Source organism: Streptomyces sp. NPDC104761 (assembly GCF_055583445.1).
The window spans coordinates 123,776-145,776 of sequence record NZ_JBVJNZ010000012.1 but is presented as its reverse complement, the minus strand read 5'-3'; the positions used below and the strand labels follow the sequence as shown (position 1 = coordinate 145,776).

The 22,001-nt window shown below is 71.4% G+C and carries 16 protein-coding genes; 12 read left to right on the top strand and 4 right to left on the bottom strand.

Annotation, left to right across the window (positions count from 1 at the left end; translation table 11 throughout):
* Window positions 1-1,933 (top strand): AAA family ATPase (locus ACZ63F_RS29680; protein ID WP_469715447.1); only part of this gene is annotated, 1,933 nt, incomplete at its 5' end.
* Between the two features lie 297 nt (window positions 1,934-2,230).
* Window positions 2,231-3,649, top strand: a complete 1,419-nt coding sequence (locus ACZ63F_RS29675) for a sugar porter family MFS transporter (RefSeq protein WP_469715444.1) — start codon at window positions 2,231-2,233, stop codon at window positions 3,647-3,649.
* A 415-nt stretch (window positions 3,650-4,064) separates the two neighbouring features.
* Here the strand turns inward: ACZ63F_RS29675 and ACZ63F_RS29670 are convergent, their stop codons facing one another.
* Window positions 4,065-5,036: an LLM class flavin-dependent oxidoreductase gene (locus tag ACZ63F_RS29670; RefSeq protein WP_469715442.1), complete on the bottom strand. Its 972-nt coding sequence runs from the start codon at window positions 5,034-5,036 to the stop codon at window positions 4,065-4,067.
* Window positions 5,037-5,096: 60 nt separating this feature from the next.
* A complete protein-coding gene (locus tag ACZ63F_RS29665) occupies window positions 5,097-6,569 on the bottom strand; it encodes a cytosine permease (RefSeq protein WP_469715439.1) in 1,473 nt (490 codons plus the stop codon).
* 127 nt (window positions 6,570-6,696) lie between these two features.
* Between ACZ63F_RS29665 and ftsY the strand changes: the two genes are divergently transcribed.
* Window positions 6,697-7,899 (top strand): signal recognition particle-docking protein FtsY, encoded by a 1,203-nt coding sequence (ftsY, locus tag ACZ63F_RS29660; RefSeq protein WP_352363412.1) that lies wholly within the window; start codon window positions 6,697-6,699, stop codon window positions 7,897-7,899.
* 97 nt (window positions 7,900-7,996) lie between these two features.
* Here the strand turns inward: ftsY and ACZ63F_RS29655 are convergent, their stop codons facing one another.
* Window positions 7,997-8,653 (bottom strand): bifunctional DNA primase/polymerase, encoded by a 657-nt coding sequence (locus ACZ63F_RS29655; RefSeq protein WP_469715435.1) that lies wholly within the window; start codon window positions 8,651-8,653, stop codon window positions 7,997-7,999.
* A gap of 457 nt (window positions 8,654-9,110) precedes the next feature.
* Here ACZ63F_RS29655 and nsdA point away from each other — a divergent pair, with 457 nt between their 5' ends.
* The 6 genes from nsdA (at window position 9,111) to ftsH (ending at window position 18,728) form a co-directional block, all read left to right on the top strand.
* The gene (gene nsdA, locus ACZ63F_RS29650; RefSeq protein WP_469715433.1) at window positions 9,111-10,595 is read left to right on the top strand and encodes a transcriptional repressor NsdA; all 1,485 of its coding nucleotides are present in this window, start codon (window positions 9,111-9,113) and stop codon (window positions 10,593-10,595) included.
* 331 nt (window positions 10,596-10,926) lie between these two features.
* Entirely contained in the window at window positions 10,927-12,267 is a 1,341-nt protein-coding gene (locus ACZ63F_RS29645; RefSeq protein ID WP_093498851.1) for an ammonium transporter, read from the top strand.
* Window positions 12,264-12,602: a P-II family nitrogen regulator gene (locus ACZ63F_RS29640; protein ID WP_093498850.1), complete on the top strand. Its 339-nt coding sequence runs from the start codon at window positions 12,264-12,266 to the stop codon at window positions 12,600-12,602. Before ACZ63F_RS29645 ends, ACZ63F_RS29640 begins: the two co-directional genes overlap by 4 nt.
* Window positions 12,603-12,637: 35 nt before the next feature.
* Complete coding sequence (locus ACZ63F_RS29635) at window positions 12,638-15,094, top strand: [protein-PII] uridylyltransferase (RefSeq protein ID WP_469715429.1); 2,457 nt, start codon at window positions 12,638-12,640, stop codon at window positions 15,092-15,094.
* Between the two features lie 93 nt (window positions 15,095-15,187).
* Entirely contained in the window at window positions 15,188-16,735 is a 1,548-nt protein-coding gene (gene ffh, locus ACZ63F_RS29630) for a signal recognition particle protein (protein ID WP_469715427.1), read from the top strand.
* A gap of 49 nt (window positions 16,736-16,784) precedes the next feature.
* Window positions 16,785-18,728, top strand: a complete 1,944-nt coding sequence (gene ftsH, locus ACZ63F_RS29625; RefSeq protein ID WP_469715425.1) for an ATP-dependent zinc metalloprotease FtsH — start codon at window positions 16,785-16,787, stop codon at window positions 18,726-18,728.
* 147 nt (window positions 18,729-18,875) lie between these two features.
* On the opposite strand, the gene ACZ63F_RS29620 is transcribed toward ftsH, so the two are convergent.
* On the bottom strand, window positions 18,876-19,736 hold the full coding sequence (locus tag ACZ63F_RS29620; protein ID WP_469715422.1) for a class I SAM-dependent methyltransferase: 861 nt from the start codon (window positions 19,734-19,736) through the stop codon (window positions 18,876-18,878).
* A gap of 584 nt (window positions 19,737-20,320) precedes the next feature.
* On the opposite strand from ACZ63F_RS29620, the gene ACZ63F_RS29615 reads away from it, so the two are divergent.
* From ACZ63F_RS29615 to ACZ63F_RS29605, 3 genes are all read left to right on the top strand, one after another.
* Window positions 20,321-20,917, top strand: a complete 597-nt coding sequence (locus ACZ63F_RS29615; RefSeq protein WP_093498845.1) for a hypothetical protein — start codon at window positions 20,321-20,323, stop codon at window positions 20,915-20,917.
* Window positions 20,918-21,205: 288 nt separating this feature from the next.
* The gene (rpsP, locus tag ACZ63F_RS29610; RefSeq protein ID WP_352363426.1) at window positions 21,206-21,625 is read left to right on the top strand and encodes a 30S ribosomal protein S16; all 420 of its coding nucleotides are present in this window, start codon (window positions 21,206-21,208) and stop codon (window positions 21,623-21,625) included.
* Between the two features lie 5 nt (window positions 21,626-21,630).
* A complete protein-coding gene (locus ACZ63F_RS29605) occupies window positions 21,631-21,870 on the top strand; it encodes an RNA-binding protein (RefSeq protein ID WP_003973401.1) in 240 nt (79 codons plus the stop codon).
* The last annotated feature ends 131 nt before the right edge of the window (window positions 21,871-22,001 follow it).

The following is a 22,001-nucleotide window of genomic DNA, read 5'->3' as shown; positions in this document are numbered from 1 at the left end:
CGCGCCCAGCCACGAAGCGCCCGCAGCTGAAAACGCCGATGCCGGGGCAGCGCCCCCAAGGGGCGCGGGGAACGGCGCGGCCAGCCCCCTCGAACCCGCACCCGTTCGACGACCCCCGACGGCACCCCCGTCAGGGAACTTCGCAGCGGACCTGGTCCGAGGCCCGTCCGACCTGATGCCCGCCGTACGACGGCTCCTCAGGGACATCGTCGTCGTCGAGACCCTCGAAGCCGCCGAGGACCTCGTCTACCGCCACCCCCACCTCACCGCCGTCACCGCCGAAGGCGACCTCCTCGGCGCCCACTTCGCCCACGGCGGCTCCGCCGGCGCCCCCAGCCTGCTGGAGGTTCAGGCCTCCGTCGACGAGGCCGCCGCCGAGCTGGAAGAGCTCGCCGTCCGCTGCGAGGAGCTGACCCACGCCCAGGAGTCGGCCCAGGCACACCGCAGGGAGTGCGCGGCACTCGTCGACGAGCTGGGCGAGCGGCGCCGCGCCGCCGACCGCGAGAAGTCGGCCGTGGCCCAGCAGCTCGGCCGCCTGGCCGGCCAGGCGCGCGGCGCGGCGGGCGAGGCGGAACGGTCCACGGCGGCCGCCGCCCGTGCCCAGGACTCCCTCGACAAGGCACTCGAAGAGGTGGAGATCCTCGCCGAGCGGCTCGCCGTGGCCGAGGAGATGCCCGTCGAGGAGGAACCCGACACCTCCGCACGCGACCGCCTCGCCGCCGACGGCGCCAACGCCCGCCAGACCGAGATGGAGGCCCGCCTCCAGGTCCGTACCCACGAGGAGCGGGTCAAGGGGCTCGCCGGCCGCGCTGACTCCCTCGACCGCGCCGCCCGCGCGGAACGCGAGGCACGCGCGCGTGCCGAACAGCGCCGGGCCCGGCTGCGCCACGAGGCGACGGTCGCCGAGGCCGTCGCCGCCGGTACGCGCCAGCTGCTCGGACACGTCGAGGTCTCGGTCGGCCGGGCGGAGCAGGAACGTGCCGCGGCCGAGGCCGCGAAGGCCCGCCGCGAGCAGGAACTGACCGCCGCCCGCACCACCGGCCGCGACCTCAAGGCGGAGCTCGACAAACTCACGGATTCAGTTCACCGGGGCGAGGTACTCGGCGCCGAGAAGCGGCTGCGGATCGAGCAGCTGGAGACCAGGGCGCTGGAGGAACTCGGTGTCGAACCGGCGGGGCTCGTCGAGGAGTACGGTCCGCACCAGCTCGTGCCGCCCTCGCCCCCCGCCGACGGCGAGGTGCTGCCGGACGACCCCGAGCACCCGCGCAACCAGCCGAAGCCCTTCCACCGGGCCGAGCAGGAGCGCCGGCTCAAGGCGGCCGAGCGGGCCTACCAGCAGCTGGGCAAGGTCAACCCGCTGGCCCTGGAGGAGTTCGCGGCCCTCGAGGAACGGCACAAGTTCCTCAGCGAGCAGCTGGAGGACCTGAAGAAGACCCGCGCCGACCTCCTCCAGGTCGTGAAGGAGGTCGACGAGCGCGTCGAGCAGGTCTTCACGGAGGCGTACCGGGACACGGCGAGGGAGTTCGAGGGCGTCTTCAGCCGGCTGTTCCCGGGCGGCGAGGGACGGCTGATCCTCACCGACCCCGACAACATGCTCACCACGGGCGTGGACGTCGAGGCCCGGCCGCCGGGCAAGAAGGTCAAGCGACTCTCCCTGCTGTCGGGCGGCGAACGCTCGCTGACCGCCGTCGCGATGCTGGTGTCGATCTTCAAGGCGCGCCCCAGCCCCTTCTACGTCATGGACGAGGTCGAGGCGGCCCTGGACGACACCAACCTGCAGCGGCTGATCCGCATCATGCAGGAGCTCCAGGAGTCGTCCCAGCTCATCGTGATCACGCACCAGAAGCGGACGATGGAGGTCGCCGACGCGCTGTACGGCGTCTCCATGCAGGGCGACGGTGTGTCGAAGGTCATCAGCCAGCGCCTTCGCTGACGCGGGGTCCTGGCCGACGGTCCGGGTGCGGCACCGTCGTGGCTGGTCGCGCAGTCCCCCACGCCCCTTTGGAGCGCTTCACGTTCGCCTCTTCTTCAAGAAGTGAACGCATCTTCATTGCGTGGTATCTGCAACTTCACATGCTGCCCCCTATTGACTTCGAAACTTGAAGGCATAGTCTCTGCAACGTTGCTTTTACCTTCAGGTGTGAGCGGTGTGAGGATGTGCGCCACTTAGACCTGGGAGGGCTCATCCCCCCACCCCCGGCAGCGTTGCCGGTGGCCCGAGGAGTTTCTTGTGACCAGCACTGCGCAGGCACCCCAGTCAGGAGCCGGGACGGCTCACCCCGATCACCTCGGGCATGTCATCTTCATCGCGGCGGCGGCCGCGATGGGTGGTTTCCTCTTCGGCTACGACAGCTCCGTCATCAACGGCGCCGTCGAGGCCATCCGGAGCCGTTACGACATCGGGTCCGCGGCCCTCGCCCAGGTCATCGCCATCGCCCTGATCGGCTGCGCCATCGGCGCCGCGACCGCCGGCCGCATAGCCGACCGGATCGGACGGATCCGGTGCATGCAGATCGCGGCCGTGCTGTTCACCATCAGCGCCGTGGGCTCGGCACTGCCCTTCGCGCTCTGGGACCTCGCCTTCTGGCGGATCATCGGCGGCTTCGCCATCGGCATGGCCTCCGTCATCGGCCCCGCCTACATCGCCGAGGTCGCCCCGCCCGCCTACCGCGGCCGCCTCGGCTCCTTCCAGCAGGCCGCGATCGTCGTCGGCATCGCCATCTCGCAGCTGGTCAACTGGGGTCTGCTGAACGCCGCCGGCGGCGACCAGCGCGGCAAGCTGATGGGCCTGGAGGCCTGGCAGGTCATGCTCGGCGTCATGGTGATCCCGGCCGTCCTGTACGGCCTGCTCTCCTTCGCGATCCCCGAGTCCCCGCGCTTCCTGCTCTCCGTCGGCAAGCGTGAGCGTGCCCGCGCGATCCTCGAAGAGGTCGAGGGCAAGAACGCCGACCTGGACGCCCGCGTCGCCGAGATCGAGCACGCGATGAAGAGCGAGCACAAGTCCACGTTCAAGGACCTGCTCGGCGGCTCCTTCTTCTTCAAGCCGATCGTCTGGGTCGGTATCGGCCTGTCGGTCTTCCAGCAGTTCGTCGGCATCAACGTGGCGTTCTACTACTCCTCCACGCTGTGGCAGTCGGTCGGCGTCGACCCGACGGACTCGTTCTTCTACTCCTTCACGACGTCGATCATCAACATCATCGGCACCGTGATCGCGATGATCTTCGTCGACCGCATCGGCCGCAAGCCGCTGGCCCTCATCGGCTCGGTCGGCATGGTCGTCGGTCTGGCGCTGGAGGCCTGGGCGTTCTCGTACCACCTCGTCGACGGGAAGCTGCCGTCCGCGCAGGGCTGGACCGCCCTGATCGCGGCCCACATCTTCGTCCTCTTCTTCGCCCTGTCCTGGGGCGTGGTCGTCTGGGTCTTCCTCGGCGAGATGTTCCCGAACCGGATCCGCGCCGCCGCCCTGGGCGTGGCCGCCTCCGCGCAGTGGATCGCCAACTGGGCCATCACCGCGAGCTTCCCGTCGCTGGCCGACTGGAACCTCTCCGGCACCTACGTGATCTACACGGTCTTCGCGGCCCTCTCCATCCCGTTCGTCCTCAAGTTCGTCAAGGAGACGAAGGGCAAGTCCCTGGAGGAGATGGGCTGAGCCGGGCCCCCGACTCGGGGAGAAGGGCCCATCCCCGCTGCCCCTCTCCTCGTATCCCCCGCCGCCCCGCCCGGTCACTGCCCGGGCGGGGCGGCGGCTCGCCACGTTCCCCGAACCGCCGCGGCGCCGTAGACCGTGGACGGGGGAGGGTTCGGCACCGCCGGGCCGCACCGCCGTGGCTGGTCAGCGTTGCGGCGGCGGAAAGATTCTGCGGCGGATCAAGAAACGGAGAGCCCGTACGGCTCCATGCTTCTCGACGCTTCTCGCCCGGCGATGGATCTCCCGGTCCTGGGCAGTGCCGCGCAATTCCTCTCCGCCGCACTTTTTCTCTCCGCCGCAACGGCGATCAACCACGACGCCGCGGCCCGGCGGTGCCCCCCTCCCGTGACCACCCGCCGCCGCACCCCGCCCCCCGTCACGCCGGCAGCGCCGGAAGCACGGTCTCCGCGAACAACCGCAGGCTCCGCCACCCCTCGTCCACCGGCATCCCGCCCGCGAGCGGGTGCAGGACCAGGTTGTCCAGGCCCGCCGCCACGCACTCGTCCGGGGTGAGGATGCGGTACACGCCCTCCTCGCGCAGTTCGGCGACCGTGGTCGCGGCGGACCGCACCGCCGAGTGGATGTCGCCGGACTGCCAGGACGCGTACGTCCGGGCCTCGTGCAGGAAGTGCTCGCCGTAGTCGGCCCACGCCCGGTCCGGGTCCTCGGCGATGTGCAGCAGCGGGGTCTCCGCCGTGGGCATCATCGTCCAGCCCTCCGTGCCGTACTCGGTGAGCCGCTCCTTGTAGTACGCCTCCAGCTCCGGAAGGTGCGCGCTGGGGAAGAACGGCAGGCCGAGGCGGGCGGCCCGGCGGGCGGCGGCCCGGGAGGAGCCGCCGACCAGGAGCAGGGGGTGGGGGTCCGTGAAGGGGCGCGGGGTGACCCGTACTGTACGGCCCCGGTACTCGAACTCCTCGCCGGTCCACGCCGTCAGAAGCGTCTCGAGCAGCTCGTCCTGCAGCCGCCCGCGCCGCTTCCAGTCCACGTCGAACAGCGCGTACTCCTCGGGCCGGTAGCCGATCCCGGCCACCGTCACCAGCCGGCCCCCGCTGAGCAGGTCGAGGACCGCGATGTCCTCCGCCAGCCGCAGCGGGTCGTGCAGCGGGCCGATCACCGCCGACACGGTCACCGCGATGGTCCGGGTCGCCCCGAACACCGCGCCCGCGAAGGCGAACGGTGACGGCAGCCAGTTGTTGTCGACCCCGTGGTGCTCCTCGGTCTGCACGGTGGTGACCCCGTGCTCGTCGGCGTACGCGGCCATGGCGAGGGCCGCTCGGTACCGGGCGCCCAGGGTGGCCGGGGAGGCGCCGGGCTCGACGAGGTTGAAGCGGACGACCGAGACGGGCATGGGAGTTCCCCTTCACCTTGGCTGGCCGGCGGGTGTGCGGGGACAGTAGCTGACGGGGCGTCAGACGGCCAGGGGTGCGGGCTTCCCCGCCCCCGCCGGTACCACCGCCGGCTTCGGGAGCACCGCGTACAGCAGGCCCGAGACGGCGATCGTCGCGACCCAGCCGAGGCCGTACCGGCCGACGGGGTTGTTCGTGGCGAGCGGGCCGGTGAACCAGTCGCAGGTGGTGAAGAGCAGGCCGGCCGCCAGGCCGAGCGCCCAGGCCGAGACGGCGGTGGGGGAGAAGCCCGCCCGGTACCAGTAGGCGCTGGTGCGCGTGGTGTCGAGGAGGGCCGTGGCGTCGTACTCCCGGCGCCGGAGCATGTCGGCCCCGAAGACCCCCACCCACGCCGAGAACGCCACTGCCAGCAGCGACAGGAAGGCGATGAAGGAGGCCATGAACGAGGTCGCCGCCAGCATCAGGACGGCCCCGAGGGCCAGCGAGATGACCGCGTTGACGGCGACCGCCCAGGGGCGGGGGATCCGGAAGCCGAGCGTCTGCGCGGTGAAGGCCGCCGAGTACATCGACATCGCGTTGATCAGCAGCATCCCGACCAGGGCGGTGAGGAGGTAGGGGACCGCCAGCCAGCGGGGCAGGATCTCGCCGAGGAAGGAGACCGGGTCGGCCGAGGAGGCCAGGCCCGGGGCGGCGGACGCCGTCACCGCGCCCATCAGGACCAGGGGGAGTACGACGATCGCGGCACCGCCGACCGTGTTGCGTACGATCGCCGCCGAGGACGCCGTACCCGGCAGGTACCGCGTGAAGTCCGGCGCGGACGGCGCCCAGCTCACCCCGCCCGCCGCGATCAGCCCGGCCCCGGTGACCATTGCGGCCGCGGAACCGGCGGGCTGTCCGAACACCCGGCCCCAGTCCGTCGTCGCGATCAGCCGGCCGAGGACCAGCAGAGAGAAGGCGCCGAACAGCCGGCTCGCCCACCGGTTGCAGTACCGCAACGCCCTGATGCCCATCCCCGAGATCGCGAACGTGGCGATCACGAAGAGGACGAGCGTGACGACGACCAGCGCGGTGTTGCGCCTGATCCCGAACAGGATGTCGAGGACGCTCAGCAGAGCGTAGGCGCCGGTCACCGCGTTGATCGTCTCCCAGCCCCAGCGCGCCACCCAGATCACCGCGCCCGGGAGCAGGTTGCCACGCTGCCCGAAGACCGCCCGGGAGAGCGCCATGCCCGGTGCCCCGCCGCGCCTGCCCGCGATGCCGATGACCCCGACCAGGCCGAACGACACGATCGGCGCCGCGACGCCGACCGCCAGGGACTGCCAGAAGTTCAGCCCGAACGACACCGCCAGGCTCGCGCCCACGGTCACCAGCAGGACGGTGATGTTGGCGGTGATCCAGATGGGGAGCAGACCGCGGGGTGTGCCAGTGCGCTCGGAGTCCGGGACCGGCTCGATGCCCCGGGTTTCGAGGCCGTGGTGCTCCAGCGACTCTTCGAGGTGTTCGAGCGCGCCATCGTGACGGGCGGTGGTGCTCATAGGCAGCCATCGTACGTTAACCCGACTAATACCCTCAAAAGGGACATCTGTTTCGGAGGATCGTCCGGAAACTCCCGCGCGAGGGAGCAAAGTCGGCCGCGGGGGAGGGATGGATACTGGTCGGGTTATGGAAACCGTCATCCTTGCTGTAGTCATCGCCGTAGTCGTGCTCGGCGCGCTCGGCGGGCTCGTCGTCGGCAGCCGGCGCAAGAAGTCGCTGCCCCCGCCGCCCCCCGCCGCGCCCGACATCACCGCACCCCCGGCCGAGCCGCACGTCGGCGACGAGGCCGAGACGCCGCGCGACGAACCGCGCCGGACGATAGAGGAGGTCGACCTTCCCGACGGCTCGGCTCCCGTCGCCGTCGAAGAGCCCCCCGCGGTCGAAGCGCCCGAGATCGAGATCCCCGAGCCCACGGCCGGCCGGCTGGTCCGGCTGCGCGCCCGGCTCTCCCGGTCGCAGACCGCCCTCGGCAAGGGGCTGCTCACGCTGCTCTCGCGCGAGCACCTCGACGACGAGACGTGGGAGGAGATCGAGGACACCCTGCTCACCGCCGACGTCGGCGTGCAGCCCACCACCGAGCTGGTCGACCGGCTCCGCGAGCGCGTGAAGGTGCTCGGCACCCGCACCCCCGAGGAGCTGCGCGGCCTGCTCCGCGACGAGCTGCTCAAGCTGGTCGGCACCGACGTCGACCGCGAGGTGAAGACCGAGCCCGCCGACCGCAAGCCGGGCATCGTGATGGTCGTCGGAGTCAACGGCACCGGCAAGACCACCACCACCGGCAAGCTCGCCCGCGTCCTCGTCGCCGACGGCCGTACGGTCGTGCTCGGCGCCGCCGACACCTTCCGGGCCGCCGCCGCCGACCAGCTCCAGACCTGGGGCGAGCGCGTCGGTGCCCACACCGTGCGCGGCCCCGAGGCCGGTGACCCCGCCTCCGTCGCCTTCGACGCGGTGAAGGAGGGCAAGGAGATGGGCGTCGACGTGGTGCTCATCGACACCGCCGGGCGGCTGCACACCAAGACCGGCCTCATGGACGAGCTGGGCAAGGTCAAGCGAGTCGTCGAGAAGCACGCCCCGCTCGACGAGGTGCTGCTCGTCCTCGACGCCACCACCGGGCAGAACGGCCTCGTCCAGGCCCGGGTCTTCGCCGAGGTCGTCGACATCACCGGCATCGTCCTCACCAAGCTGGACGGCACCGCCAAGGGCGGCATCGTGATCGCGGTCCAGCGCGAGCTGGGCGTCCCGGTCAAGCTCATCGGCCTGGGCGAGGGCGCGGACGACCTGGCGCCGTTCGAGCCGGAGGCGTTCGTCGACGCCCTTATCGGGGAGTGACCCGGGTACCTCCACCCACCCGAGAGCGCGCAGAAGCGCCCGATCCCCGGGACACGGCCGGGGTCGGGCGCTTCGGCGTACGAGCGGACCTGTGCGGTTACGCCCGAGACCGGTGCGCGACGTAGGCCAGCGTCCCGAGGAGCAGCCTCGCCGCCGGGGGCCTGGTCGCCGAGTCCAGGGCCGGCGGCCGCAGCCAGCGCACCGGGCCCAGGCCGCCCCGGTCGGAGGGCGGGGCGGTGATGTACGTGCCCGTGCCGAGGCCGCGCAGGTCCAGGGAGGTCGGGTCGTCCCAGCCCATCCGGTAGAGCAGCGCGGGGAGTTCGGCGGCGGCGCCGGGGGCGACGAGGAAGTGCGCGCGGCCGTCCGGGGTGGCGGTGACCGGGCCGAGCGGAAGGCCCATGCGCTCCAGCCGGACCAGGGCGCGGCGCCCGGCGGGTTCGGCCACCTCGATCACGTCGAACGCGCGGCCGACCGGGAGCATCACCGCGGCGCCCGGGAACTCGCCCCAGGCCTTGGTGACCTCGTCGAGCGTGGCGCCCGCGGGCACCTGGGGTGCGAAGTCCAGCGGATGCGCTCCCGGCGCGGGACAGCCGGCCCGCCCGCAGGAGCACGCCCCGGCCGCGGCCCGGGCGCCGGGCACCACGTCCCAGCCCCACAGTCCGGTGAACTCGGCGACGGCGGTGCAGTCCGATGAACGACCGCGCCGGCGTGTGCCGGAGCGGATCTCGCGAATGCCGCCGATCGTGAAGCCCATGCCCCCTCCAACGGGTCCGGCGCGCCGGTGGTTACGACACGGAACGAGACGGAAACGGAACGTGACGCTACGGCTCCGCCTTCCCTCCGGCCCGCAAGGTCACGGCAGCGCCCTGAAGCTCCCCGGGTGGTGCGCCTGAGGGCATGCGCCCCCGAGTACACCGCTCCGCCTACTCCCGGCCGTCCTATGTCAAGTGAATCGCGCCAAGGGCATCGTGAGTTCATTCGAAGGGGTGGCGAATGGTGGCGTTTCCGGGATCGCCGTGGCTGGAGCAGTGATCGTAGGATTACTTTGAGTGCACGAGGCCTGGGGGCACTTGCACTCGTGGGTATGCCGGAGGCAACTCGGCTTCCCGTTCGAAGGGTGAGAACTACCGGACGGGCAGCCGTATTTACCGGCATTCTGATAGGGCTTGGCGCATCCGGCATCAAGTGGTTCCAGGGATGGGGGCGTTCCAGTGGGCGGCAACGGCGGAAGCGGGGCGACCGCGACCAGCACCGACAAGCGCCCCAACGAGCTGCTCAACTCGTGGTTCGTGCGCAGCGGCTGGTCGAAGGGCGAGCTGGCACGGCAAGTGAACCGCAGAGCACGCCAGTTGGGCGCCAACCACATCTCCACGGACACGTCCAGGGTGCGTCGCTGGCTCGACGGGGAGAACCCGCGCGAGCCGATCCCCCGGATCCTCTCCGAGCTGTTCTCCGAGCGGTTCGGCTGCGTCGTCTCGGTCGAGGACCTCGGGCTGCGGGCCGCCCGCCAGTCACCCTCCGCGACCGGCGTCGACCTGCCCTGGACGGGCCCGCAGACGGTGGCCCTGCTCAGCGAGTTCTCGCGCAGCGACCTGATGCTGGCGCGGCGCGGCTTCCTCGGAACCTCGCTGGTGCTGTCTGCGGGCCCGTCCCTCATCGAGCCCATGCAGCGCTGGCTGGTCCCCTCGCCGGGCGGCCCGCAGCAGACCCCCGAGCCGTCCGCCGACCCCCGCCGCCCCGGCCGCATCTCCCGTCCCGAGCTGGCCCTCCTGGAGTCCACCACGGAGATGTTCCGCCAGTGGGACGCCCAGTGCGGCGGTGGCCTGCGCCGCAAGGCGGTCGTCGGCCAGCTGCACGAGGTCACCGACCTCCTCCAGGAGCCCCAGCCCGAGGCCACCGCCCGCAAGCTCTTCAAGGTCGCGGCCGAACTCGCCGAGCTGGCAGGCTGGATGTCGTACGACGTCGGCCTCCAGCCCACCGCCCAGAAGTACTTCGTGCTCGCCCTGCACGCGGCCAAGGAGGCCGGTGACAAGCCGCTCGGCTCGTACATCCTCTCCAGCATGAGCCGCCAGATGATCCACCTGGGCCGGCCCGACGACGCCCTGGAGCTGATCCACCTCGCCCAGTACGGCAGCCGGGACTGCGCGAGCCCGCGCACCCAGTCGATGCTGTATGCGATGGAGGCCCGCGCCTACGCCAACATGGGCCAGCCGGGCAAGTGCAAGCGGGCGGTCCGGATGGCCGAGGACACCTTCGCCGAGGCCGACGAGTGGGACGAGCCGGACCCCGACTGGATCCGCTTCTTCTCCGAGGCCGAGCTCTACGGCGAGAACAGCCACTCCTTCCGCGACCTGGCCTACGTCGCGGGCCGCAGTCCCACCTACGCCTCGCTGGCCGAGCCGCTGATGCGCAAGGCTGTCGAGCTGTTCGCCAAGGACGCCGAGCACCAGCGGTCGTACGCGCTCAACCTCATCGGCATGGCCACCGTGCACCTGCTGCGCGGCGAGCCCGAGCAGAGCACGGTGCTGGCCTCCGAGGCGATGGGCATCGCCAAGAAGGTGCGCTCCGAGCGCGTCAACACTCGTATTCGAAAGACGGTCGACACGGCCGTCCGCGACTACGGCGGCCTCGCGGCCGTCGTCGACCTCACCGAACAGCTCGCCGTCGACCTCCCGGAGACCGCCGAGGCGGTCTGAATCCCGGGCGCTTCCCAGACCCCGGCCGCGGCCGGCCCTCCCGAACTGCCCGACTCGGCTCCCCCATGCCAGGTCATCGGACGGCCGACCGCGGCCGGTTCTTTCCTCCGAGAGAAGGTTGCGCCACGATAACGATCCCGGAGCGCGACATCTCGCAGTTCATCCACCCGTAACACGCCAGGCGCCTTCGTCACTCCGGCGAAACAACGAGGGGCAACGACCGAAACCGCGCTGCGCCAATCTCATGGCGCATAACTGGCCCACCCCCCGCTTCACCGGACCGCTCACGCTCCGACCCGCACGGGGCCGTACAACCGACGAGGAGACGCCGATGGCACCAGCCGCCATCACGCTTGCCGCGGAGGCACCCAAGCTGTCCTCCGCGAACACAGGCTTCATGCTCATCTGCTCCGCCCTGGTGCTGCTCATGACGCCGGGTCTCGCCTTCTTCTACGGCGGCATGGTCCGCGTCAAGAGCACCCTGAACATGCTGATGATGAGCTTCGTCAGCATCGGGATCGTCACCATCCTGTGGGTGCTCTACGGCTTCTCCCTGGCCTTCGGCTCCAGCAACGGCTTCATCGGCTACGACTCCCACTGGCTGGGCATGAGCAACGTCGGGCTGACGGAGCTCTGGCCCGGCTACACGATCCCGGTCTTCGTGTTCATGGTCTTCCAGATGATGTTCGCGGTCATCACCCCGGCCCTGATAAGCGGCGCCATCGCCGACCGCGTCAAGTTCTCGGCCTGGGCGCTCTTCGTCGCCCTGTGGCTGACGGTCGTCTACGTCCCGGTCGCCCACTGGGTCTGGGGCGCCGACGGCTGGGCCTACAAGCTCGGCGTGATCGACTTCGCCGGTGGTACCGCGGTCCACATCAACGCCGGTGCCGGCGCCCTCGGCGTCATCCTGGTCATCGGCAAGCGCGTCGGCTTCAAGAAGGACCCGATGCGCCCGCACAGCCTCCCGCTGGTCATGCTCGGCGCCGGTCTGCTGTGGTTCGGCTGGTTCGGCTTCAACGCGGGCTCCTGGCTCGGCAACGACGACGGCGTCGGCGCGCTGATGTTCGTCAACACGCAGGTCGCCACCGCCGCCGCCATGCTCGCCTGGCTCGCCTACGAGAAGATCCGGCACGGCGCCTTCACCACCCTGGGTGCCGCCTCCGGCGCGGTCGCCGGCCTGGTCGCCATCACCCCGTCCGGCGGTGCGGTCTCCCCGCTCGGCGCGATCGCCGTCGGCGCCATCGCCGGTGTCGCCTGCGCCGCGGCCGTCGGCCTGAAGTTCAAGTTCGGCTACGACGACTCCCTCGACGTGGTCGGCGTCCACATGGTCGGCGGCATCATCGGCTCCCTGCTCATCGGCTTCTTCGCCACCGGCAAGGGCCAGTCCGCCGCGACCGGCGTCTTCTACGGCGACCACTCCTTCACCCAGCTGTGGAAGCAGTTCGCCGGTGTCGGCGCGGTCCTCGGCTACTCCCTGGTCGCCTCCGCGGTCCTCGCCTTCCTCCTCGACAAGACCCTCGGCATGCGGGTCACCGAGGACGAGGAGGTCTCCGGCATCGACCAGGCCGAGCACGCCGAGACTGCATACGACTTCAGCGGCACGGGCGGCGGTGTCATCGGCTCCGTCTCCGCTCCGGCCCTGGCCGGGACGAGCAAGAAGGTGGACGCATGAAGCTCATCACCGCCGTCGTGAAGCCTCATCGGCTCGACGAGATCAAGGAGGCCCTGCAGGCCTTCGGCGTCCACGGCCTCACGGTCACCGAGGCCAGCGGCTACGGTCGGCAGCGCGGCCACACCGAGGTCTACCGTGGTGCGGAGTACACCGTCGACCTGGTGCCCAAGATCCGCATCGAGGTGCTGGCCGAGGACGAGGACGCCGAGCAGCTGATCGACGTCATCGTCAAGGCCGCCCGCACCGGCAAGATCGGTGACGGCAAGGTCTGGTCGCTCCCGGTCGAGACCGCCGTACGGGTCCGCACCGGCGAGCGCGGACCGGACGCACTGTAGAACAGAACCATCTGAATACAGGCAGGAGTCGCTGGGTGACGGGTACGGAAGTTCGGAACGACGCGGAGAACACGGGACCCAGCGGCTACGCGGCGGCCCGGCTGCGCCTCCTCACCGAGGGGGCGCGGTCCGGGCCGCCGCGCCGTACCGCCCTCGCCGAGCTGACCGACGCATGGCTGACCGGGCTGTTCGCGGCGGCGACCGAGGGCATCAGGGGCGGCGTCTCCCTGGTCGCCGTCGGCGGTTACGGCCGCGCCGAACTCTCCCCGCGCAGCGATCTCGACCTCCTGCTGCTGCACGACGGCGCCGACTCCGCAGCCGTGGCCGCCGTCGCCGACCGGCTCTGGTACCCCGTCTGGGACCTGGGCCTGGCCCTCGACCACTCCGTACGCACCCCCGCCGAGGCCCGCAAGACAGCCGGCGAGGACCTCAAGGTCCAGCTCGGCCTCCTCGACGCCCGCCACATCGCAGGCGACCTCGGCCTCACCTCCGCACTGCGCACCGCGATCCTCGCCGACTGGCGCAACCAGGCGCCCAAACGCCTCCCCGAGCTCCAGGAGCTGTGCGCCGAGCGCGCCGAACGCCAGGGCGAGCTGCAGTACCTCCTGGAGCCGGACCTGAAGGAGGCCCGCGGCGGCCTCAGGGACGCCACCGCCCTGCGCGCCGTGGCCGCCTCCTGGCTGGCCGACGCCCCGCGCGAGGGCCTCGCCGACGCCCGCAGGCGCCTCCTCGACGTCCGCGACGCCCTGCACCTGACCACGGGCCGCGCCACCGACCGCCTCGCGCTCCAGGAGCAGGACCAGGTCGCCGCCGAACTGGACCTCCTCGACGCCGACACCCTGCTGCGCCAGGTCTACGAGTCCGCGCGCGTCATTTCGTACGCCAGTGACGTCACCTGGCGCGAGGTGGGGCGGGTGCTGCGCTCGCGCGCCGTCCGGCCGCGGCTGCGCGCCATGCTGGGCGGCGGCAAACCGGTCACCGAGCGCTCCCCGCTCGCCGAGGGCGTGGTGGAGCAGGACGGCGAGGTGGTGCTCGCCCGCGCCGCACGCCCCGAACGCGACCCCGTGCTCCCGCTGCGCGCCGCGGCCGCCGCCGCCCAGGCCGGCCTCCCGCTCTCCCTGCACGCCGTACGCCGCATGGCCGCCACCGCACGCCCCCTGCCCACGCCGTGGCCCGCCGAGGCCCGCGAGCAGCTGGTCACCCTGCTCGGCTCCGGCCGCCCCACCGTCGAGGTCTGGGAGGCGCTGGAGGCCGAGGGCCTGATCACCCGTCTGCTGCCCGACTGGGAGCGGGTCCGGTGCCGCCCGCAGCGCAACGCCGTGCACGTCTGGACCGTCGACCGGCACCTCATCGAGACCGCCGTCCGCGCCTCCGAGTTCACCCGCCGCGTCCACCGCCCCGACCTCCTGCTGGTCGCCGCCCTGCTGCACGACATCGGCAAGGGCTGGCCCGGCGACCACTCGGTGGCCGGCGAGATCATCGTCAAGGACGTGGCGGCGCGGATCGGCTTCGACCGCGCCGACGTGGCGGTCCTGTCCACCCTCGTCCGCCACCACCTCCTCCTCATCGAGACCGCCACCCGGCGCGACCTGGACGACCCGGCCACGGTCCGCCTGGTCGCCGACGCGGTCGGCACCCAGGGCACCCTGGAGCTGCTGCACGCCCTCACCGAGGCCGACGCGCTGGCCACCGGCCCGGCGGCCTGGTCGTCCTGGCGCGGCTCGCTCGTCGCCGACCTGGTGAAGAGGGTCTCCGCGGTCCTCGCCGGGGACGCCGCCGACGAGCCCGAACCGGTCGCGCCCACGGCCGAGCAGGAGCGGCTGGCCATCGAGGCCTTCCGCACCGGCGCCCCGGTCCTCGCCCTGCGCGCCCAGACCGAGCCGGCCGCCACCGACGAGGAGCAGGCCGGCGACCCCGAACCGCTCGGCGTCGAGCTGCTCATCGCCGTACCCGACCAGCCGGGCGTGCTCCCGGCCGTCTCCGGCGTGCTCGCCGTGCACCGCCTGACGGTCCGCACCGCCGAGCTGCGCACCCTCCGGCTCCCCGACGACGTCGACGACGGCACGGTCCTGCTGCTCGACTGGCGGGTCGCCGCCGAGTACGGCTCCCTGCCGCAGGCCGCCCGCCTGCGGGCCGATCTCGTGCGGGCGCTGGACGGCTCCCTGGACATCGCCGGCCGCCTCGCGGAGCGGGACGCCGCCTACCCGAGGCGCCGGGGCTGGGTGGCCCCGCCACCGCGCGTGACGGTGGCCTCGGCGGCCTCCCGGCACGCCACCGTGTTCGAGGTACGGGCCCAGGACGCACCGGGACTGCTGTTCCGGATCGGGCGGGCGCTGGAGGACGCCGAGGTGCGGGTGCGCAGCGCCCACGTCAGCACGCTCGGCTCCAACGCCGTCGACGCCTTCTACGTGACGGGCACCGACCACGCGCCGCTCCCCGCCGAGGAGGCGGCCTCCGTGGCGCGCAAGCTGGAGGAGACGCTGAGGGGCTGATCGCGCGACTGTGCAAGGCGGGGACCACTTCCTTGCGCGGCCGGATACCCTGGAAGACGCTCACCGACCCCGACTCCGAGGACCGACGCCGCCGTGTTCGACACTCTCTCCGACCGCCTTTCAGCGACCTTCAAGAATCTGCGCGGCAAAGGGCGTCTGAGCGAAGCGGACATCGACGCCACGGCCCGCGAGATCCGCATCGCGCTCCTCGAAGCCGACGTGGCTCTCCCGGTCGTCCGCACGTTCATCAAGAACGTCAAGGAGCGCTCGCTCGGCGCCGAGGTCTCCAAGGCGCTCAACCCGGCCCAGCAGGTCCTGAAGATCGTCAACGACGAGCTGGTCACGATCCTCGGCGGTGAGACCCGCCGGCTGCGGTTCGCCAAGCAGCCGCCCACCGTGATCATGCTCGCCGGCCTCCAGGGTGCGGGTAAGACCACCCTCGCGGGCAAGCTCGGCCGCTGGCTCAAGGAGCAGGGCCACTCCCCGCTGCTCGTCGCCGCCGACCTGCAGCGCCCCAACGCCGTCAACCAGCTGAGCGTGGTCGCCGAGCGCGCCGGTGTCGCGGTCTACGCGCCGGAGCCGGGCAACGGCGTCGGCGACCCGGTCAAGGTCGCCAAGGACTCCATCGACTTCGCGAAGTCCAAGGTCCACGACATCGTGATCGTGGACACCGCCGGCCGGCTCGGTATCGACGCCGACATGATGCAGCAGGCCGCCGACATCCGGGACGCGGTGAGCCCCGACGAGATCCTGTTCGTCGTCGACGCCATGATCGGCCAGGACGCCGTCACCACCGCCGAGGCCTTCCGCGACGGCGTCGGCTTCGACGGTGTCGTGCTCTCCAAGCTCGACGGCGACGCGCGCGGTGGTGCCGCGCTCTCCATCCGCCAGGTCACCGGCAAGCCGATCATGTTCGCGTCGAACGGCGAGAAGCTCGACGACTTCGACGCCTTCCACCCGGACCGGATGGCCTCCCGCATCCTCGACATGGGTGACCTGCTCACCCTGATCGAGCAGGCGGAGAAGACGTTCAGCCAGGAAGAGGCCCAGAAGATGGCCTCCAAGCTGGCGTCCAAGAAGGGCCAGGACTTCACCCTGGACGACTTCCTGGCCCAGATGGAACAGGTCAGGAAGATGGGCTCCATCTCGAAGCTCCTCGGGATGCTGCCCGGCATGGGCCAGATCAAGGACCAGATCAACAACCTCGACGAGCGGGACGTGGACCGCACCGCCGCGATCATCAAGTCGATGACCCCGGCCGAGCGCCAGGAACCGACGATCATCAACGGCTCGCGCCGCGCCCGTATCGCCAAGGGTTCCGGTGTCGAGGTCAGCGCGGTGAAGAACCTGGTCGAGCGGTTCTTCGAGGCCCGCAAGATGATGTCCCGCATGGCCCAGGGCGGCGGGATGCCGGGCATGCCGGGGATCCCGGGCATGGGCGGCGGCCCCGGCCGGCAGAAGAAGCAGCCGAAGCAGGCCAAGGGCAAGCAGCGCTCCGGCAACCCGATGAAGCGCAAGCAGCAGGAGCTGGAGGAGGCCCAGCGCCGCGAGGCCGCCGCGCAGGGCGGCGCCTTCGGACTCCCGCAGCAGGGCGCCCAGGACTTCGAGCTGCCGGACGAGTTCAAGAAGTTCATGGGCTGAGTTCACCTGTGCGGGTGCCAGGGGTTGGTCCGTGCCGTACGGTCCGCATATGACCAACCCCGCCCCGCCGCGCAAGTCGCCCGACCAGCCCTGGCGCACCGAGGGCGCTCCCGAGGAGCCGCCCAAGCCGCCGAACGGCGGGCGGAAGATGCACGGCGGCTGGTGGCGGCTGATCGTCACCGCGCTGGTCGTGTACCTGCTGGCCAACCTGGTGCTGTCGTACTTCGACCAGGCGAACGAGCCGACGATCTCGTACACCGAGTTCAGCAAGCAGGTGGACGCGGGCAACGTCGAGAAGATCTACGCCAAGGGCGACTCGATCCAGGGCCAGCTCAAGAAGGAGCAGAAGAACCCCGAGGGCGGCGGGAACTACACCAAGTTCAACACCGAGCGGCCCTCCTTCGCCGGGGACGACCTCTGGACCAGCCTGACCAAGCACAACGTGACGGTCACCGCGGAACCGGTCGTCCAGCACCGCAGCTTTCTCGCCAATCTGCTGATCTCCCTGGCGCCGATCATCATCCTGGTCGCGGTGTGGGTCTTCATCGCCCGCCGGATGAGCGCGGGCCTCGGCGGCGCGGGCGGCATGCTGGGCCGCAAGGCGCCGCCCAAGCCGGTCGAACTGGAGCCCGGACAGCAGCGGACCACCTTCGAGGACGTGGCCGGCATCGACGAGGTCGAGGGTGAGCTCAACGACGTCGTCGACTTCCTGAAGAACCCCGACGCCTACCGCAGGATGGGCGCCAAGATGCCGCGGGGCGTGCTCCTCGCCGGCCCGCCCGGCACCGGCAAGACACTGCTCGCGCGGGCCGTCGCCGGCGAGGCGGGCGTGCCCTTCTTCTCGGCCTCCGCCTCCGAGTTCATCGAGATGATCGTCGGCGTCGGCGCCTCCCGCGTGCGCGAGCTGTTCGCCGAGGCCCGCAAGGTCGCCCCGTCCATCATCTTCATCGACGAGATCGACACCATCGGCCGGGCCCGCGGCGGCGGCGCCTCCATGGGCGGCCACGACGAGCGCGAACAGACCCTCAACCAGATCCTCACCGAGATGGACGGCTTCTCCGGCTCCGAGGGCGTCATCGTCATCGCCGCCACCAACCGCGCCGACATCCTCGACCCCGCGCTCACCCGCCCCGGCCGCTTCGACCGGGTCGTCCAGGTCTCGCCGCCGGACCGCACCGGCCGCGAGGCCATCCTGCAGATCCACACCCGCCAGATCCCGCTCGCCGAGGGCGTCGACCTCGCCCAGGTCGCCCGCACCACCCCGGGCATGACCGGCGCCGAACTGGCCAACCTCGCCAACGAGGCCGCCCTGCTCGCCGTCAAGCGGAAGCAGGACAAGGTCACCCAGTCCGACCTCTCCGAGGCCCTGGAGAAGGTCCAGCTCGGCGCCGAACGCCCGCTGGTGATGCCCGAGGAGGAACGCAGGCGCACCGCCTACCACGAGAGCGGCCACGCCCTGCTCGGCATGCTGCAGCCCGGCGCCGACCCGGTCCGCAAGATCACCATCGTGCCGCGCGGCCGCGCCCTCGGCGTCACCCTCTCCACGCCGGACGCCGACAAGTACGCGTACACCGAGGAGTACCTGCGCGGCCGCATTATCGGCGCCCTCGGCGGCATGGCGGCCGAGCAGGTCGTCTACGGCGTGATCACCACCGGCTCGGAGAGCGACCTGGAGCAGGTCACGGGCATCGCGCGCGGGATGGTCTCCCGCTGGGGCATGAGCGAGGAGGTCGGCCGCCTCTCCGCCCTCCCCAGCGACGCCCAGCAGGCCTACGGCCTCGCCGCGGCGCCCCAGACCCTCGACGTCATCGACACCGAGATGCGCCGCATCGTCGACGAGTGCTACGACGAGGCCCGCCGCAAACTCCAGGACCACCGGGCCCAGCTGGACGCCCTGGCCCAGGCCCTCCTGGAGAACGAGACCCTGGAGGAGGCGGACGCGTACCGCATCGCGGGCATCACGCGCCTGACCAAGGACCTGGACGAGACCTGACAGTCCGAGCGCCCCGTTTCGCGCGCCCCGGTCTCGAGCGCCCCGGTCTCGAGCGCCCCGGTCTAGAGCGCCCCGTAAGGGGCGCGGGGAACTGCGCGACCAGCCCCGACGGCGCCGCAGCCGAAGACGGCGGCCCCCCCCGCGGCGTCAGCGCACCCGCGCGATCAGGTACCGGAAGACATTCGGCATCCACACAGTGCCGTCCGCACGCTGGTGCGGATGGAGCGCCTCGGCCAGCTCCTTGCCGACCTGCTCCTCGTCGGCCGCCGCGATCCCCGCATCGAACAGCCCGGTCGACAACAGCCCCCGCACCGCGCTGTCCACGTCGGCGTACCCGAACGGGCAGGACACCCGCCCGGACCCGTCGATCCGCAGGCCGGCCCGCTGGGCGACCTCCTCCAGATCGTCCCGGCACGCCGGACGCCAGCTTCCCGAGCTCCGCAAAGGATCGGCCAACTTCGCCGCCACCCGCAGCACGGACGAGGTCGCGCACCGCTCCGGCGGGCCCCAGCCGGTCAGCACCACGGCGGCCCCGTGTTCCGCCAGGGGAGTCGCCTCGGCCAGCAGGTCACCGAGCCGTTCGGCGTCGCCGGCCAGGCAGCCGATCGGGTCGAAGGCGGTGATCAGGCTGTACGCCGGTGCCTGCGCGGCCGCCGCGTTCCCGGGCGTGCCCTCGACGATCCGGGCGGCACGGCCACGCGCGCGTGCGCCCGGGGCCGGCTCGGGCAGCAGACGCTCACGGGCGAGGGCGAGCCGTTCGGGGGAGGAGTCGACTCCGGTGACCGCGGCCCCTCTGGCCGCCGCCATCAGCAGGGCGAGACCGGAACCGCAGCGCAGGCCGAGCAGCCGGGTGGCCGGGCCCACTTCGAGTCGCTCGTGGACGGTCTCGTAGAGCGGCACCAGCATGCGCTCCTGGATCTCGGACCAGTCACGCGCGCGTGCGCCCAGGTTCACACGGGGTGGTGAGTCCACGTGAGACAGGTGGTGCCGCACGAGCGTAGGTGTCATAGGTAAGCGCCCCAATCCGCCGAGAGTTACGCACTGACCGATTCCGTGGCCCCCGTGCCGTGCGCTCGCACTTCCCACCTATGCCACATAACTCCGGGCTCGCGATGGCGTCCAGAGGTCGCGGGTCACCGCTTGTACGTGGGCTGTGACTGTGGCGAGATTTCACATCCCGGCAACTTGGGGCTCTACCATCGGACCCGCGACACGGCGGTTCTGGCCATGGTCGGCGGGCACGGTGGCCGCACATGTCGGCGCGTCAGAGCCAGGGCGCTGCCGGACGACGACGGGCCGCGAGTAACGTCGGGGCCGCCGCCGACGCTGACCGGGATGAGCCCCGGCCACGAGAGCGACCGAAACGCCTCTTGCGCATCCGCCGACCTGCGTCGTCCAGGTGTCCGGACCAGGGATACGTGACGGGTCGTACGTCAGACTACGCACCGGCTTGGTAGGAGCTGTGAGGCTTCTCCGCAGATCAGCGCACCCGTGGTCGTCTCCACGCATCAGCGGCAACTGACGGGTACGTGCAAATTATTTGGGATGCCCCGGAATAGGAACACAGGGGCCCTCCCGCTCGTTCTCATTACGTGAGCACGACACAGACACCACCTGTTCTCGCCGCAGAGCTGGCAGAGGCGTGGGCCGACATTCAGCGGTACCACCCCGAGCTGCCCGACCTTGCCGCGCCAGAGTCCCTGATCGGGGAGTCGTCGTCCGCGTGCGGTCACGAGCTCTCCTTCGAACGGCTGCTCCATGAGGCAGTCCACGGCATCGCCGCCTCCCGTGGAGTCCGCGACACCTCCCGGGCCGGCCGCTACCACAACCGCCGATTCCTCGCGATCGCCGAGGAGCTGGGCCTGGACCATCCCGACGAGCCGCATCCCAGCAGCGGCTTCTCGCTGGTCACGCTCAACCCCGAGGCGAAGCGACGCTACCGCCCGACCATCGAGAGACTGCAGCGCGCTCTCAAGGCGCACACGGTGGCCACGTCCGCCGACACCTCCCGCACCTTCCGCGGTCCCGCCGCCCGCCACGGCTCGTCCGGCGGGGGCGTCCGCGTCAAGGCGGTGTGCGACTGCGGCCGCAACGTCCGGGTGGTCCCGTCGGTCCTGGCGCAGGCACCCATCGTCTGCGGCGGCTGCGGCAAGCCGTTCCGCATCCCGGAGGTCGTGGGCGCGGCATAGGCCACGGCTGCTCGTGGCAGCCGCAGCCATCGCCACCCCGATCCGGTCAGCGCACCCGACGTGACCTCACCTCCACGCCGGGTGCCTCTCCGGCATGCCCGAAGCCGGCCGTCCACCCGCCGGCCCAAAGCGACCCGCAGGGTGTGGCACAATGGCTAGCTGTACTCGACAGTCGCACAGGACCCCTCTCTCCTCCGGCTGACGCGTCCATCGGGCACTCGGGTACCGCAACCCCACGCGGCAGTCTCGCCGTGCCCAACCACGTCAAATCCAGGAGAACCCACTCCCGTGGCAGTCAAGATCAAGCTGAAGCGTCTGGGCAAGATCCGTTCGCCTCACTACCGCATCGTCGTCGCCGACTCCCGCACCCGCCGTGACGGCCGTGCGATCGAGGAGATCGGCAAGTACCACCCGACCTACAACCCGTCGGTCATCGAGGTGGACGCCGACCGCGTGGCGTACTGGCTCGGCGTCGGCGCCCAGCCGACCGAGCCCGTCCTCGCCATCCTGAAGAAGACCGGCGACTGGCAGAAGTTCAAGGGCGAGGCCGCCCCGGCGCCGCTGCTCGTGGCCGCCCCGAAGGCCACGCGTCCGTCGTTCGAGGCGCTCGGCGGTGACGACGAGGGCAAGGGTGAGGCGATCACCCAGAAGAAGAAGGCTGAGAAGAAGGACGAGGCCGCGGCTGAGTCCGAGTCGACCGAGGCCTGAGCAGCATGCTCGAAGAGGCGCTTGAGCACCTCGTGAAGGGCATCGTCGACAACCCTGACGATGTGCAGGTGGCCTCGCGCAACCTGCGCCGCGGGCGCGTGCTGGAGGTCCGGGTGCACCCCGACGACCTCGGCAAGGTGATCGGCCGCAACGGCCGCACCGCGCGTGCCCTGCGCACCGTCGTGGGCGCCATCGGCGGTCGCGGAGTCCGCGTCGACCTCGTCGACGTCGACCACGTCCGCTGACGCTTATCGCAACCGGCTCGGGGGGGGGGGGGGGGGGGGGGGGGGGGGGAGGGGGGAGGGGGGGGGGGGGGGGGGGGGGGGGGAGGGGGGGGGGGGGGGGGGGGGGGGGGGGGGGGAGGGGGGGGTGGAAG

Coding starts and splice junctions, on each gene's coding strand:
- ACZ63F_RS29670 (WP_469715442.1), bottom strand. CDS start 5,036: ATGCCCGTCTCGGTCGTCCGCTTCAACCTCGTCGAGCCCGGCGCCTCC.
- ACZ63F_RS29665 (WP_469715439.1), bottom strand. CDS start 6,569: ATGAGCACCACCGCCCGTCACGATGGCGCGCTCGAACACCTCGAAGAG.
- ftsY (WP_352363412.1), top strand. CDS start 6,697: ATGGAAACCGTCATCCTTGCTGTAGTCATCGCCGTAGTCGTGCTCGGC.
- ACZ63F_RS29655 (WP_469715435.1), bottom strand. CDS start 8,653: ATGGGCTTCACGATCGGCGGCATTCGCGAGATCCGCTCCGGCACACGC.
- ACZ63F_RS29645 (WP_093498851.1), top strand. CDS start 10,927: ATGGCACCAGCCGCCATCACGCTTGCCGCGGAGGCACCCAAGCTGTCC.
- ACZ63F_RS29640 (WP_093498850.1), top strand. CDS start 12,264: ATGAAGCTCATCACCGCCGTCGTGAAGCCTCATCGGCTCGACGAGATC.
- ftsH (WP_469715425.1), top strand. CDS start 16,785: ATGACCAACCCCGCCCCGCCGCGCAAGTCGCCCGACCAGCCCTGGCGC.
- ACZ63F_RS29620 (WP_469715422.1), bottom strand. CDS start 19,736: ATGACACCTACGCTCGTGCGGCACCACCTGTCTCACGTGGACTCACCA.
- ACZ63F_RS29605 (WP_003973401.1), top strand. CDS start 21,631: ATGCTCGAAGAGGCGCTTGAGCACCTCGTGAAGGGCATCGTCGACAAC.